Raw genomic sequence first — 14,413 nt, 5'->3', positions numbered from 1 at the left:
CCGGTGTCAGCGACACCAAGGGGATCGACTGGATCTCCGGCCTCATCGGCGTCGTCGTCGCAGCCGCCCTCATCGTCGGCTACGGCATGGTCACCGGCAACCGCCAGACGCGCTGACCCTGTCGGCGAGCAGGCCCCGCGCGGGTCGTCTCGTCACCTTCGTCCCCCAACGGGCGTATCCCGGTGGAAATGACCAGCACCACATCCACCACTCCAGCCCCACCCGGTGAGACATTGGTCTCGTCGCAGATGTTGTCCGCATCCCTCGCGGACCAAGCGGCCGCGACCCGCGGCCAGAAGGAGCGTCACATGATCGGAACAATTATCGGGGCCATCATCGTGGGTGCCATCATCGGCGCCCTCGGCCGCCTCATCCTCCCCGGCAAGCAGAACATCTCGCTCGTGATGACGATCCTCATCGGCATCGTCGCCAACGTCGTCGTCACGTTCATCGTCCGCCAGCTGGGCTACTCCAACAACTCGGGCATCGCGTGGATCCCACTGATCCTCGGTGCGATCGTCGCGGCGATCCTGATCGTCGTGTACGGCCGCATGAGCCACAAGTCGGTCTGACCGCCTCGCTCACCGAAGGGCCCGACCGCACAGGTCGGGCCCTTCGGCATGTCGGGACACCTCCGACCTCAGGCCGACAGGCCGAGGCGCTCCATGCGGCGCGAGTGCTCGTCGGTCAGGCGCGCGAACATCCGGCCGAGCTCCGCGAGGTCGGCACCCGCACGTCCCGGGGCCCCGACGAGGATGCTGGCGAGCGCGTCCCGCTCCACGCCGACGCGCTGCGCCTGCGTGATGGCCTCGCCGACCAGGCGACGAGCCCACAGCGCCAGGCGGCCGGCGAGACGAGGCTCGGCCGCGATGGCCTCGCGCACGACGGTGACGGCGAAGTCGGCCTGCCCCGTGTCCTCCAGGACGCTGACGACGAGCGAGCGGGTGTCCTCGTCGACGTAGCGGGAGATCTCGCGGTAGAAGTCCTGCGCGATCCCCTCACCGACGTAGGCCTTGACCAGGCCCTCGAGGAAGTCCGACGGTGCCGTGCGCTCGTGGAAGCCGTCGACGGCCGGCACGAAGGGCTGCATCGCCGTCTCCGGCTCGACCCCGAGGGACTTCAGCCGCTCGGTGAGCACTGTGTAGTTCTTCAGCTCGTGCGCGGCGAGGACGGCGAGCGCCGACTTGTGGCGCAGGGTCGGCGCGAGCTCGGCGTCCTTGGCCAGCTGGCTGAAGGCGCGCAGCTCGCCGTACGCGAGGGCGCCGAGCAGGTCGGTGACGGCCGCCAGGTAGCCGGGCTCCTCCGGGCCTTCCTCGCCCCGCTCCTCCGCCTGCGCGCCGGCGTCCTGGGGCATCACGTCGTCACTCATGCGACCAATCTAGTGACGGAGTTCGGGGCTTTCGCCCCCTTGCCGGTAGACTGGGGCTGACAACTCGGTGCCCGGTCGGCCCGATGGTTTGCCCAGATGGTGCTCGCGGACTCTCCGCGCACCGGTGGAGCCCGCACTGCGAGAGCCACCCGCCGTCCATGACAGTCTCCGATCGGCCCGTCACGCGCCACTGAGCTCCCGCTCCGCCGGGGTGCTCGTGCCGATCGAGAGATACCCATGACCCAGCCCCACGAGATCCCCGCCGACGCGGGGGTCGCCACGGACGCGCCCGAGCCCACCGTCGCCGAGACGGTCGCGGACACGGCCCCCGAGACCCAGGCAGAGCAGACCCCGGTGGCCGAGCCGGTCGTCCCCGAGCTCACCTTCGCCGACTTCGACGTCCACCCCGAGATCGTCGCCTCGCTGGCGGACCACGGGATCATCCACCCCTTCCCCATCCAGGCGATGACCCTTCCCGTTGCGCTCGCCGGGCACGACATCATCGGCCAGGCCAAGACCGGCACCGGCAAGACCCTCGGCTTCGGCGTGCCGATCCTGAACCGGGTCGTCGTGCCCGGCGACGACGGCTTCGAGTCGCTGGCCCGCCCCGGCAAGCCGCAGGCCCTCGCCGTGGCCCCCACGCGCGAGCTCGCCGTCCAGGTCGCGAGCGACCTCGAGCGGGCCGGCCGCAAGCGCGGCGTCCGCGTGCTCACCGTCTACGGCGGCCGGGCCTACGAGCCCCAGATCGATGCCTTGAAGAAGGGCGTCGAGGTCGTCGTCGGCACGCCGGGACGTCTCATCGACCTGGCCAAGCAGGGCCACCTCGACCTGTCGCAGGCCCGCACGGTCGTGCTGGACGAGGCCGACGAGATGCTCGACCTCGGCTTCCTGCCCGATGTCGAGACGCTCATGGCCCTCACGCCGGCCTCCCGCCAGACGATGCTCTTCTCCGCGACGATGCCCGGCGCGATCGTGGCCCTCGCGCGCCGGTACATGTCCCAGCCGACGCACATCCGCGCCATGGGCGACGAGACCGAGAACGCCCACACGGTCAAGGCCGTCGAGCAGTTCGTCTACCGCGCACACGCCATGGACAAGGTCGAGATGCTCTCGCGCATGCTCCAGGCGACCGACCGCGGCCTGACCATCATCTTCAGCCGTACCAAGCGCACCGCCGCCAAGGTCGCCGACGAGCTGGTCGAGCGTGGCTTCGCGGCCGCGGCGATCCACGGCGACCTGGGCCAGGGCGCCCGCGAGCAGGCGCTGCGCGCCTTCCGCAACGGCAAGGTCGACATCCTCGTGGCCACCGACGTCGCCGCCCGCGGCATCGACGTCGAGAACGTCACCCACGTCATCAACTACCAGTGCCCCGAGGACGAGAAGACCTACCTGCACCGCATCGGTCGCACGGCCCGCGCGGGCAACACCGGCGTCGCGGTGACCTTCGTCGACTGGGACGACCTGCACCGCTGGGCCCTGATCAACAAAACCCTCGACCTGGGCATCCCGGAGCCGCAGGAGACGTACTCGAGCTCCGAGCACCTGTACAGCGACCTCAACATCCCCACCGACGCCAAGGGCCGGCTGCGCCGCTCGCAGCAGAAGCTCGCGGGTCTCGGCGCCGAGGAGATCGAAGACCTCGGCGAGACGGGCAAGCGTCACGGCAAGGCCGGCGCCGGCTCAGGCCGCGGCGACCGCGCCGACCGGGGCGACCGGGGTGGAGACCGCGGGCGCTCGCGCTCCGACCGCGGCCGTGGAGACGCCGGCTCGTCCGACACGGCCGAGTCCGGCGAGGCAGCCTCGGCGGAGGGCGGCGAGAGCCGCCCGCCGCGCAGCCGCAACCGCCGTCGTACGCGTGGTGCCGGGGCTGCGGCCGCTGGTGCCGCCGCCGAGACCGGCGGCGACGAGGCCTCGTCTCGCGCCGACGGTGGGCCGGACCGCGGGTCTGAGAGCGGCGAGGGCGGTTCGCGTACGCCGCGGCGTCGTCGGCGTGGTGGTGCAGGCCGCGGCGGCGCCGGTCGCGGCGAGACCGCCACAGCCACCTCTGCGGCGGAGTGACTCCCGCCTCGCCCTGAGCACGTGACAGGCCCGGGTGGGTCAGCGCCGGCCGGCGCTGACCCACCCGGGCCTTGTTCATCCGGGCCGTCCTGAACCGAATCGGAGCGTGGGTCACGGGAAGGTGCGCTGTCCCTCGACGGCCGACTGCGCGCCGTCATCGAGAGGCAGCCCCTCTTTCTTCGTCGCCACTGCGCCCCGTCGGCCGAGGGGCGCGTCAACGCTCCCCGTCGAGTGGGCACAGCTCCCCCGCGGAACGCGCGACGGCCGGGCCCCGTAGGACCCGGCCGAACGCATACGCCCTCGTCGGACGGTGGCCAGACGGTCAGGCGCTGATCGTGGCGGTGTCGATGACGAAGCGGTAGCGCACGTCGCCGGCGACCACGCGGTCGTAGGCCGCGTCGACCTCGTCGGCGGAGATCTTCTCGACCGTCGCGCCGATGCCGTGCTCGGCGCAGAAGGCCAGCATCTCGGCCGTCGCGGGGATGCCGCCGATGTTCGAGCCGGCGACGACGCGGCTGCCGCCGACGACAGCACCCGGCGCGAAGTCGTAGTTGCCCGTGGGGAGTCCGACGTTCGCGATGACGCCGAGGGGACGCAGCAGGCCGATGTAGGTCTGCATGGGCAGGTCCGCGCTCACGGTGTTGATGATGAGGTCGAACGTGCCTTTGAGGCCCTTGAGCACGCCCTCGTCACCGGTCGCGTAGAAGTTCGTCGCGCCCAGGGCCTCGCCGTCGTCCTTCTTGGCGTCGGTGCGGCTCAGCACGCTGACCTCGGCGCCCAGGGCGGCGGCGAGCTTGACGGCCATGTGGCCGAGACCGCCCAGACCGATGACGGCGACCTTCTTGCCGGGACCGGCGCCCCAGCGCTTCAGCGGCGACCACACCGTGATGCCGGCGCAGAGCAGCGGGGCCGCGACGTCGAGCTCGATGCCGTCGGGGATGGCGACGGCGAAACGCTCCGAGACGACGACCTGCTGGGCGTAGCCGCCCTTGGTGGACTCGCCGTCGTAGCCCTTGCCGTTGTAGGTCATGACGGCGCCCTTGGCGCAGAACTGCTCCTCGCCGTTCTTGCAGAACTCGCACTCACCGCACGAGTCGACCATGCAGCCGACGCCGACGCTGTCGCCGACCTTGTGCTTCGTGACGCCGTCACCGACGGCCGAGACGACACCGGCGATCTCGTGCCCGGGGACCATGGGGAAGTGCGCGCTGCCCCACTCCTCGCGGACCTGGTGGATGTCGCTGTGGCAGATGCCGGCGAACTTGATGTCGATGAGGACGTCGTCGTCACGCAGGTCGCGGTGCTCGACGGTGCGGCTCTCGAAGGCGGCTCCGGCGCTCGGTGCAACCAGTGCGGGCGTGGAAATCAACAGGGTCTCCTTCGTGGTGGGGTTGGCGACGCTCTCGGGTGCAGCGCAGCGCCACCACGGTTCATTCCCGCGCACGATCACCGACCTCACGGAGGCGTTCGGGGCCGGTTCACAGCCTCGCGAGCAGGGAGGCCCCGACGTCGCGGTAGGCCTGCGCGCCCTTGGAGCTGCGGGCCGTCGAGAGGATCGAGCGGCCGACCGCGGGTGCCTCGGCGAATCGCACCGTCTTGGGGATCGGCGGCTCGAGGACGGGCAGGTCGTAGCGCTCCCCCACGTCCGCGAGCACCTCGCGGGCGTGGTTGCTGCGCCCGTCGAAGAGCGTCGGCAGGATGCCCCACACCTCGAGGTCGCGGTTGAGGATCGTCTGGACGTCGGCAACGGTGTCGAGCAGCTGCCCCACGCCGCGGTGGCTCAGCATCTCGCAGGGCATCGGGATGATGAGCGCGTCGGCCGCGGTGAGCGCGTTGAGGGTCAGCACCCCGAGGCTCGGCGAACAGTCGAGCAGCACGACGTCGTATGCCGTGTCGGCGCCTTCGAGGGCCGAGCGCAGGACGTACTCGCGGCCGGGTCGCGGCAGGAGCATGGCTTCGGCACCGGCGAGGTCGATGGCCGAGGGCACGAGGTCGACGCCCTCCTCGCAGGTGATCATGACGTCACCGAGCTCGGCCGAGCCGGTGAGCACGTCGTGGATCGAGCGCTCGACGGTGTCGGGGTCGACGCCGAGGGAGAAGGTCAGGCAGGCCTGTGGGTCGAGGTCGACGAGCAGGACGCGCTGCCCGAGCTCGGCGAGCGCGGCTCCGAGGCTCGCGACCGAGGTCGTCTTGGCGACGCCGCCCTTCTGGTTCGCCAGCGCGATCGTCGTGGGGCCGCCGTCGTGCGTGGGACCTCCTGCGCTGCCACTGGGGGCGGTGGACCGGTCGCTCTTGCGGGTGCGGGGCGCCATGCGGCCAGTGTGTCAGGTCGGTCGCGTCCCCGGACCGAGGGCGTGCTGACCACCCCGACGGCGTGTCCCCTGAAGTGGTCAGCGGGGCGGTCAGCGGGTCCCGGTGTGCACGGTGATGGCGGCGTTGACGAAGGCGAGGTGGCTCAGGGCCTGTGGGAGGTTGCCCAGGAAGGCCCCCGTCGGGGGGTCGATCATCTCGGCGAGCACGCCGACGTCGTTGGGCGTCGCCTGCAGCTCTTCCATGAGGGCGCGCGCCTCGGCGTCACGGCCGACGAGCGCCAGCGCCGAGACCATCCAGTACGAGCAGGCGACGAACGCCCCCTCGACGCCCTGCGCCCCGCTGAAGCGGTGCAGGTGCGGGCCGTCGCCGAGCTCGCGCCTCAGGGCGTCGAGGGTCGACGACATGCGCTCGCCGCGGTCGAAGCCACTGATGGCATGCAGCAGGATCGACGCGTCGAGCTGGGACGTCCCGGGGTACCACGTGTAGGCGCCTTGCTCGTCGTCCCAGGCGTGCTCGTCGACCCACTCCCGGATCCGGTCGGCCTCGGTGCGCCAGCGCTCGGCGCTCCCGGGCACCCGCCCGAGGTCCGCGAGATGTGCGGCCTGGGTGAGCGCCCCCCAGCAGCCGAGTTTCGAGGTCGTGTAGTGGCGCAGCTCGGGGAGCTCCCACATGCCGCTGTCGGGGCGGCGCCAGGCGTCCGCGGCGACGTCGGCGATCTCGGCCAGCAGGCGGCCGGTCGCCTCGTCGAGGATGTTCCCGTTGTCGACGTAGAGCGCGACGATGCTGAACACGTCGCCGTAGACGCCGAGCTGCAGCTGGTCGCCGGCGCGGTTTCCGGTGACGACGGGCCCCACGCCGCGCCACCCCGGGACGTCGTGCGAGCTGACGGTGGAGTCGGGCGGGGACCCGTCGAGCGGGTAGAAGACCGACGGGTCGAGGCCGTGCCGTCGGATCGTCCCGAGCAGCCAGCTGATCGCCGCGTGCGTCTCCTCGCGCTCCCCGAAACGGAAGAGCGCCGTGAGGCTGTATGCCGTGTCGCGCACCCACGTGAAGCGGTAGTCCCAGTTCGCGCCGCCGCCGAGCGACTCGGGCAGCGAGGTGGTGGCGGCAGCCGCGACGGCGCCGGACGGCGCGAAGATGAGCTGCTTGAGCAGCATCGTGCTCCGGATCACGGCCTCCTGCCACGGCCCGTCCCACTCGAAGGCGTCGGACCACCGCTGCCACGCGACGATGGTGCGGTCGATCGCCTTGTCCATGTCCTGAGGCCGAGGCACGAAGACGGGCTCACCCAGGGTGGCGACGAGGCCGAGCAGGTGACGCGACCCGCTCGAGGTCGTGAAGGTGGCTGTGAGGCCACGGTCGTCGATCTCGCACTCCTCGGAGTTGAGGGTGCGAGCCGCCATCGTGAGGCTGCCGACCCGGAGCACCTGGCCATGCACCGTGTCGCCCACCCAGGGCGACACGCTGCCCAGACAGGTCCCCGGGGCGATGACACCGCGCAGGCGCACCGTGCCGGTCACGCCGTCGACCCGGCGGGCCAGCTCCGTCCACGGCAGGCGCCCGGCGACCCCGGTGTTGAGCGAGTCGGTGACGACGGCCCTGCCTGTGGCCGTCGTGAATGTCGTCTCCAGCACATTGGTCCTCGGGACGTAGCGGCGGCTGACGGTGAAGGGCTCGTCCGGGGCGAGGGACAGCTCGCCGCCGTGCTCCGGGTCGACGATGGCCGAGAAGGGTGCGGGGCAGTCGAGGGCCGGGATCGGCAGCCAGTCGATGCGCCCGTCGCGGGCGACGAGCGCGATGGTCCGGCCGTCCCCGATCGTCGCGTAGGTGCGCAGGTCGGCGTACCCGTCGGCGTCGCGTTCGGAGACCTTCGTCTCCACGGGTTCTGCTGCGCGCCAGACGATCTCGTCGCACGCCACCCGAGCCACCGGATGCCGGGCACCAGCGGGGGCACCCGGCATACGGCCGTCCGGACGCGCATCGGTCACAGGACGGGCGTCCCGCCGTTGACGTGGATCGTTGCGCCGGTGACGTAGCTCGACTCTGGCGAGGCGAGGAAGACGAACGCGGGCGCCAGTTCCGCGGGCTGCCCGGGACGGCCGAGTGGCGTCGACGTGCCGAACCGTGGCAGGTCCTCAGGTGGCTGGCCGCCGGCCGTCTGCAGCGGTGTCCAGACGGGGCCGGGCGCCACGACGTTGACGCGGATGCCCTTGGGAGCCAGCTGCTGGGCGAGCGCCTTGGAGAAGGTGTTGATCGACGCCTTCGTCGACGCGTAGTCGAGGAGCGTCTTGGACGGCTGGTAGGCCTGGATCGAGCTGGTGTTGATGATCGTCGAGCCGGGCTCGAGGTGCGCCACCGCCGCCTTGGTGACCCAGAACATCGCGTACACGTTCGTCTTGAACGTCTCGTCGAACTGCTCGTCCGTCAGCTCCTCGATGCTGTCGCAGGTCTGCTGCTTGCCGCCGTTGTTGACGAGGATGTCGAGCCCGCCGAGCTGCTCGACGGCCTGGGCGACGAGGTCGGTGCAGTACTGCTTGTCGGTGAGGTCTCCGGGGAGTGCGACCGCCTTGCGGCCGGCATCCTCGATGAGCCCCAGAACCGCCTTCGCGTCCTCCTCCTCCTCGGGGAGGTAGGACAGTGCGACGTCGGCACCCTCACGGGCGAAGGCGATCGCGGTGGCGGCGCCGATGCCGGAGTCGCCGCCGGTGACCAGCGCCTTGCGGCCCTCGAGGCGGCCCGTCCCGCGGTAGGTGTCCGCGCCCAGGTCGGGCTGGTCCCGCATCTTGGCGTCGAGGCCGGCACCGGGCTGCGACTGCTCCTCGGTGTCGATGTCGGAGTAGAGCTTGGTGGGGTCGGTCAGGGTGTACTGGTCTCTGCTCATGTGGGGTCCTCGGTGGCCGCCTCGCCGAAGCGGCCGCAGCTCGTGGTAGGGGCCGGAGGGTGTCTGCCCGGCTCCCTCTCGCCATGCCCCGCACACCACATCGGCAAACGCCCCGGCGCCATCCATCTCGGACAGCGCGCTCCCCCACGCCTTCGAGGTCAGGCCTCGTCGCGCTCCCGAGGTGCGGCGCCGTAACCGGCGGGCTCGAGGCCGGCCCAGTCGGACTTCTCGGGACCCATCTGCTGGCCCTCGGGACAGTGGGCCCGGAAGTCGCACCACGAGCAGAGCGACGAGGTGCGGGGCGCGAAGCGGGTGGACTCGACGCCGAGCTCCTTGAACTCGGCATCGGCGCGTCGGAGGTCGGAGGCGATCGACTCGGCCTCGGCGACCTTGCGCGCGAGGGACTCGTCGGTGTGCACGTGGGAGGCGACCGTGCCCGACGGCACGTGGTGCAGCTCAACCCGCAGACAGGGGCGGCGGAACATCCGGGACGCCGCGAAGGCATACAAGGCGAGCGGCAGCGACGTGCGCGCGTCGTCGTCGGTGGACACCTGCCTGCCCGTCTTGTAGTCGACGACGACGAGCTCGCCGTCGCGGTCGTCGAGACGGTCGACCCGGCCCGTCAGGGCGACCGCCCCGGTCTTGAGGGAGACGCTGCGCTCGATGCCGACGGGCTGGTTGTCCCGGTCGCTGCGCCGCAGGTAGTCGGTGACGGCGTCGCGGACCCGCAACCGCCACGAGGCGGACTGCTCCGGGTCGCGGAAGCCGACGTCGATCCACGACGAGCGGACGAGCTCGGCCACGCCCGCCGGCGTGCGGTCGCCGGCCGGCAGGTCCCAGAAGTCACGAAGCACGTTGTGCGTCGCGATGCCGACCGACGTGTGCGCCCGCTGCGGACGGGCCTGCGGGCGCGGACGGTCGAGGTACTGCATCCGGTAGCGCCGCGGGCAGTCGAGCCAGGCGAGCAGCCGCGACGGCGAGCCCGAGTAGAGCGGCGTGGGCATGCCGGCGAAGGTCGTCTGCTCCACGGGTCCCGTCGTCACGCCGACACCCTACGGCCCTCGTCCGACATGCGGTCAGCGCCATGCACAGCGGCGGCCGCCCTGCCCGAGCTCAGGGGCGCAGCACCTCCGTGGCCCCGCTCGAGGCGGCCTCGATGGCGTCCAGCACCTCTGGCGCGGTGGTGTTCTCGGCGAGGCGGTTGCGCTTGCCCTCGCCGTGGTAGTCGCTCGAGCCGGTCAGCAGCAACCCCAGCCGCTCGGCGAGCACCGTCGCGCGGGCGACCTCCTCTGGGCCGTGGTCGCGGTGGTACACCTCGAGCCCCACGAGCCCCGCCTCACGCATCGTCTCCACGAGCGCGTCGTCGAGCTCCCCCGAGCGGGTGCGGGTGAACGGGTGCGCGATGACGGGCACGCCGCCCGCCGCCCGGACCAGCTCGACGGCCCGGACCGGGTCGGGCGCGTAGTGACCGACGTAGTACGGCGAGTCGTCGCCGAGCCACGCCCTGAAGGCCTCGTCGCGGTGCGCGATCGTGCCGTTGGCGATGAGCGCGTCGGCGATGTGGGGTCGCCCCGGCGTGGCGCCGGGCCCCACCTGCGCCAGCACCTCGTCGTAGCCGAGCGGTATGCCGTCCGCCGCCATGCGCGCGACCATCCGCTCGAGCCTCGTCGACCGTGACTCACGGGCCCGTGCCAACTCCGAAAGGAGGGGGCCGTCGTCGGCGGAGGGGAGGTAGCCGAGCAGGTGGATCGACGTGTGGCGCCATGCGCACGAGATCTCGATGCCTCGCACGAGCGTCACGCCGAGCTCGCGGGCCGCGGCGGCCGCCTCGTCCCATCCGGCGACCGTGTCGTGGTCGGTGATCGCCATGACGTCGACGCCGGCCGCGGCTGCCTCGGTCACGAGTTCCGTTGGCGTCTGGGTGCCGTCGCTGACCGAGCTGTGGGTGTGCAGGTCGATGACCGGGCGCCTGCGCGCCGCGCCTGCGCTCGCGGTCGGTGTCACGCCCCCAGAGTACGGGCGAGCACGCCGGACATCCGGGCACCGCCACACGGCCCCGCGCGCCCGGGTCGGGGCCGGGCGCCGGGCGTCGAGCGTCGAGCGTCGAGCGTCGCAGCGGCATTCCCCGCAACACACCGTGCACGTCACAACGCACCGGTATCGGACCACGGTGAGTTGTGACCTGCACGGTGTGTTGCGGGATGGCGCGGGGTCAGGCGGGGCGTCGCGCTGTGGCAGCAACCAGCGCCCGGGCAGAGCGGACCCGCGCGCCGAGGAGCCCGGGTCGGTCGAGCTCGTGCCAGATGACCCGCTCGACAGGATGCCCCAGCCGCCGAATGGCGTCCTCACGCCGCTTCTCGAGCCAGACCGCCTCTTCGGGTCCGGGCGCGCCCTCCTCGGCGTCTCGTTGCCGCGAGTACTTCACCAGCCCGTCGAACTCGATGACCACGCCATCCACAACCAGGTCGACCCGCGCTACGAAACGGCCGTCCGCGTCACGGAGCACCACTTGGCTGTCGGGCTCGAAGCCCAGGCGTCGCAGTGCGAGACGGGTTCGGGACTCCCCCACGGACTCGCTCCTGCCGTCCATGAGCAGCACAGCCTCCAAGGCCCGGCCGCGCCCTTGGTGCGGCGATGTGGCCGCCACCTCGATCAGCAGCTCGGCCATGGTGACCACGTTCCGGTGCAGCGCCGCGTCTCCCGCAACCACGGCGCAGTCCTGACCCATCGTCAGTGCCGTTCGCACGAGGGCCCGCGCGGGCGAGACGCAGAAGACGTCCCCGACAGGTGCCAGGGCGACGCCGTCATCGGGGTGAAGCCAGACGGCCCCGCGCCGCACGCCTTGGACCGTGTCGGTCACCAGGTCGATGCGTCCGGCGTCGTGGTCCCAGAGCGGAAGTCCGAGCAGCGCGAGGGCGGCGTGGTGACTCAGGGCGTCACCCGGTCTGGACCTGGCGACCGCGAGGCACGCAAGCCGATAGCGCTCGTCACCGGACGCCTGCTCCCACACGGTCGCGCGCACGTAGGCACCTCGCCGAACCCGAACCAGCGTGCGCGCACGAAGGGCCCGATGCAGATAAGCCTTGGTCAGTCCGGCGGCGATGGCCTCGTGTGCGGCGAAGACCCCGCCCTGTGAGCCCGCCAGCGCCTCGAGTCGTGAGTCCATGCGAGCAGCCTCCGTGGCCCACGGGTGCGCGGTCAGCGTCGCGGCGGCATCTGTGGACAGAGCGGCCACCTGCGCATCGGCTGTGGACGGGCGCAACACACCCAGTAGGTCACAACCCACCGGCATCCGATCGGGGTGAGTTGTTATCTACTCGGTGTGTTGCGAGGGGCTGCTGCTCAGGGCTGCGCGGGCGTCTGGGGCGACGGCGCATCCGCCGGGCCCGGCCAGTTGCGGTCGGGTACCGGCTGCGGTCGGCCGGGCTGCTCGCCGCCACGAGCCTCGAGGTAGTTCTCCTTGGGCACCATGACCTTGCGCCGGAAGACGCACACGACCGTGCCGTCCTGGTTGTAGCCGATCGTCTCGACGTGCACCACCCCCCGGTCGTCCTTCGACGTCGACTCCCACTTGTCGAGCACGGTCGTCTCGCCGTAGATCGTGTCGCCGTGGAAGGTCGGCGCCACGTGCCGCAGGGACTCGACCTCGAGGTTGGCAATGGCCTTGCCCGACACGTCCGGCACCGACATGCCGAGGAGCAGCGAGTAGACGTAGTTGCCGACCACGACGTTCTGCCCGAACTGCGTCGAGCCCGCTGCGTAGTGCGTGTCGAGGTGCAGCGGGTGGTGGTTCATCGTCAGCAGGCAGAAGAGGTGGTCGTCGTACTCCGTCACCGTCTTGCCCGGCCAGTGCCGGTAGACCGCCCCGACGTCGAACTCCTCGTAGCTGCGCCCGAACTGCATTGCCGCTCCTCGTGGAAGTGTTGGCCCGGCCCCGCTGGGACGAGCGGCTCCCAGCCTGCCGGAGCGGACGGCATACGCCCATGGTCGTATGCCGTGTGCTTGCTCACGGTTGCCAGGCGTCCTTCGCGTCGGGCTGGCCCGGCCGCCCGGCGCCGGCCGGCTCGCCGGTGTCGGAGAGGACGGGGGCGCTGCTGCCGGCCGCGTCGAGATCGGGGTCGCTCGGCAAGCTCGCTCCAGCGGCGGGCCGTGGTCGAACCCCGTGCTGCGTGGCCAGCAGCAGCCCGGCGAAGTAGGTGCCGAGTGACACCCCCGCAGCCAGACCCAGCCCGAGCCCGAAGGCCTGCAACAGGGTTGGCACCCCGACCGCGAAACCGTTGCCGTCCGGGTTGGTCACGAGCTCCGAGATGCCTTGGTAGGCGAGGCGCCCGGGCAGGAGCGGCACGATCGCGGCGGTGGTCACCGCGAGCGCGGAGATGGTGAGGCGCCGGGCCACGAGCCGGGCGGTGAACCCGATGACCAGCGCCGCGGTGGCCGAGGCCGTGACGGCGCCGAGCTGCAGCGACCGCTCCCCCGCGGCCAGCACGAGCCAGCCGAGGCCGCCCGCGACCCCCGCCACGACGACGGCCCTCCCGCTCGAGTAGGACAGCACCGCGAAGGCGACCGAGATGACGACGGCGCACACCACCTGGACGACGACGTCGTCACTGAGCTGGGTCTGGGAGCTGATCGCGATGGGGTAGTCGAGGCGCTTGCCGAGCGAGAGCACGACCGAGATGCCCACGGCGATGCCGAGCGAGAGCACGATGACCTCGAAGCCCCGGGCGCCGGCCGTGACGTAGTAGCCCTCGAGCGCGTCCTCGGCGGCCCCGACCACCGAGAGCCCCGACAGCAGGAGCACGATGCCCGACGCGACGACGAGGGAGGGCGACACGTCGCCGATGAAGCCGGCCCCCGCGGACTGCGCCACGACGACGAGGGTCGCCACGGCGGTCGGGATGGCAGCGCCCACGCACTGGGCGAAGAAGGCGGCCACCCCGGCGGAGGTGAGCCAACCGAGGACCCGGCTGACCACAGTCGCGGTGAGGAAGCTGAGCAGGATGATCGCCGGCCCGGCGCCGACCAGCCCGGCGGCGCCCGCGGCGAGGGCGCCGTTCGCGACGGTCACCAGCCAGCGGCGGTAGGGGTGCGGCGCCGTGATGACGGCGTCGAAGCGCACCCGGGCCTCGTGGACGGGGACGGGCTCCTCCCGCAGCTCGACGATGAGGCCGCGGAGGCGCTCGAGGCGGGTGTAGTCCTGCACCCGGAACCGGACGATGCGCATCACCGTGATCGGGTCGGCATTCGGTCCGCGGTGGTAGGAGACGGTCACCGACGTGTAGGTCACGTCGACGTGGACGGAGCTGAGGCCGTACGCCTTGGTCAGGGTGAGCACCGTCGCCGTGACATCGGCCGCCGCAGCGCCCGTCGCGATCATCGCGACGCCAGCCCGCATGGCCAGGTCGATGACGGCTTGGGCGGTGACGGAGTCGACGCCGTCGGGTGTGGTCCAGATCGGGATCTCGTCGGTCGGCGGCCCGCTCGGTCGCATCGCCCTGCGGGTGCTCGCCCGGAGCGACGGAAGGCTCGGGTAGGCGGTGGTCGGCCGGGTGGTTCTGTCGGTGCGGGCCACCCCAGAACCGTATGCCACCCGGTGCTCCGGGGTTGCAGGCGGAGGGGTCGCTCCGGTCAGGTCAACGGCACGTCCAGCGCTGAGTAGACGAGCGTCGAGACGGCGTTGACGGTGGCCCTGCCGTAGGTGAAGCCGTTCGGGCTCCGGGAGAGGATCGCGAGGGAGTACCAGCGGCCAAGGACCAGGGCCCGGCGACCGACCCTGGGTGAGAGTCCCATGA

At 71.7% G+C, this 14,413-nt stretch carries 13 protein-coding genes; 2 read left to right on the top strand and 11 right to left on the bottom strand.

Annotated elements, in window-relative coordinates; all coding sequences use genetic code 11:
- Window positions 1-308 precede the first annotated feature (308 nt).
- Complete coding sequence (locus AC3WRT_RS09175; RefSeq protein WP_492721165.1) at window positions 309-572, top strand: GlsB/YeaQ/YmgE family stress response membrane protein; 264 nt, start codon at window positions 309-311, stop codon at window positions 570-572.
- 68 nt (window positions 573-640) lie between these two features.
- Here the strand turns inward: AC3WRT_RS09175 and AC3WRT_RS09170 are convergent, their stop codons facing one another.
- Window positions 641-1,369, bottom strand: coding sequence for a ferritin-like fold-containing protein (locus AC3WRT_RS09170; RefSeq protein ID WP_492721164.1), 729 nt, complete (start codon window positions 1,367-1,369; stop codon window positions 641-643).
- Window positions 1,370-1,606: 237 nt separating this feature from the next.
- Between AC3WRT_RS09170 and AC3WRT_RS09165 the strand changes: the two genes are divergently transcribed.
- Window positions 1,607-3,427: a DEAD/DEAH box helicase gene (locus AC3WRT_RS09165; RefSeq protein WP_492721163.1), complete on the top strand. Its 1,821-nt coding sequence runs from the start codon at window positions 1,607-1,609 to the stop codon at window positions 3,425-3,427.
- A gap of 322 nt (window positions 3,428-3,749) precedes the next feature.
- Here the strand turns inward: AC3WRT_RS09165 and AC3WRT_RS09160 are convergent, their stop codons facing one another.
- From AC3WRT_RS09160 to AC3WRT_RS09115, 10 genes are all read right to left on the bottom strand, one after another.
- Complete coding sequence (locus tag AC3WRT_RS09160) at window positions 3,750-4,796, bottom strand: NAD(P)-dependent alcohol dehydrogenase (RefSeq protein WP_492721162.1); 1,047 nt, start codon at window positions 4,794-4,796, stop codon at window positions 3,750-3,752.
- 109 nt (window positions 4,797-4,905) lie between these two features.
- Window positions 4,906-5,739, bottom strand: coding sequence for a ParA family protein (locus tag AC3WRT_RS09155; protein WP_492721161.1), 834 nt, complete (start codon window positions 5,737-5,739; stop codon window positions 4,906-4,908).
- A 90-nt stretch (window positions 5,740-5,829) separates the two neighbouring features.
- Complete coding sequence (locus AC3WRT_RS09150) at window positions 5,830-7,728, bottom strand: glycoside hydrolase family 15 protein (protein WP_492721160.1); 1,899 nt, start codon at window positions 7,726-7,728, stop codon at window positions 5,830-5,832.
- Window positions 7,725-8,621: a glucose 1-dehydrogenase gene (locus tag AC3WRT_RS09145; protein ID WP_492721159.1), complete on the bottom strand. Its 897-nt coding sequence runs from the start codon at window positions 8,619-8,621 to the stop codon at window positions 7,725-7,727. The genes AC3WRT_RS09150 and AC3WRT_RS09145 overlap by 4 nt, the downstream gene beginning before the upstream one ends.
- Before the next feature lie 158 nt (window positions 8,622-8,779).
- Entirely contained in the window at window positions 8,780-9,664 is an 885-nt protein-coding gene (locus AC3WRT_RS09140; protein ID WP_492721158.1) for a RecB family exonuclease, read from the bottom strand.
- Between the two features lie 70 nt (window positions 9,665-9,734).
- A complete protein-coding gene (locus AC3WRT_RS09135) occupies window positions 9,735-10,625 on the bottom strand; it encodes a PHP domain-containing protein (RefSeq protein ID WP_492721157.1) in 891 nt (296 codons plus the stop codon).
- Window positions 10,626-10,833: 208 nt separating this feature from the next.
- Window positions 10,834-11,787, bottom strand: coding sequence for a type IV toxin-antitoxin system AbiEi family antitoxin domain-containing protein (locus tag AC3WRT_RS09130; protein ID WP_492721156.1), 954 nt, complete (start codon window positions 11,785-11,787; stop codon window positions 10,834-10,836).
- A gap of 176 nt (window positions 11,788-11,963) precedes the next feature.
- Entirely contained in the window at window positions 11,964-12,578 is a 615-nt protein-coding gene (locus AC3WRT_RS09125) for a MaoC family dehydratase (protein ID WP_492721168.1), read from the bottom strand.
- A 49-nt stretch (window positions 12,579-12,627) separates the two neighbouring features.
- Window positions 12,628-14,193 (bottom strand): threonine/serine exporter family protein, encoded by a 1,566-nt coding sequence (locus AC3WRT_RS09120; protein WP_492721155.1) that lies wholly within the window; start codon window positions 14,191-14,193, stop codon window positions 12,628-12,630.
- A 56-nt stretch (window positions 14,194-14,249) separates the two neighbouring features.
- Window positions 14,250-14,411, bottom strand: coding sequence for a hypothetical protein (locus AC3WRT_RS09115; protein WP_492721154.1), 162 nt, complete (start codon window positions 14,409-14,411; stop codon window positions 14,250-14,252).
- Window positions 14,412-14,413 lie beyond the last annotated feature (2 nt).

Source organism: Terrabacter sp. FW104-15G4B, from assembly GCF_058790095.1.
This window is presented reverse-complemented; position numbering and strand designations above follow the sequence as displayed.

Excerpts from the sequence above, each read along its gene's own strand:
- AC3WRT_RS09175 (WP_492721165.1), top strand. The coding sequence starts at position 309 with ATGATCGGAACAATTATCGGGGCCATCATCGTGGGTGCCATCATCGGC.
- AC3WRT_RS09170 (WP_492721164.1), bottom strand. The coding sequence starts at position 1,369 with ATGAGTGACGACGTGATGCCCCAGGACGCCGGCGCGCAGGCGGAGGAG.
- AC3WRT_RS09165 (WP_492721163.1), top strand. The coding sequence starts at position 1,607 with ATGACCCAGCCCCACGAGATCCCCGCCGACGCGGGGGTCGCCACGGAC.
- AC3WRT_RS09155 (WP_492721161.1), bottom strand. The coding sequence starts at position 5,739 with ATGGCGCCCCGCACCCGCAAGAGCGACCGGTCCACCGCCCCCAGTGGC.
- AC3WRT_RS09145 (WP_492721159.1), bottom strand. The coding sequence starts at position 8,621 with ATGAGCAGAGACCAGTACACCCTGACCGACCCCACCAAGCTCTACTCC.
- AC3WRT_RS09130 (WP_492721156.1), bottom strand. The coding sequence starts at position 11,787 with ATGGACTCACGACTCGAGGCGCTGGCGGGCTCACAGGGCGGGGTCTTC.
- AC3WRT_RS09115 (WP_492721154.1), bottom strand. The coding sequence starts at position 14,411 with ATGGGACTCTCACCCAGGGTCGGTCGCCGGGCCCTGGTCCTTGGCCGC.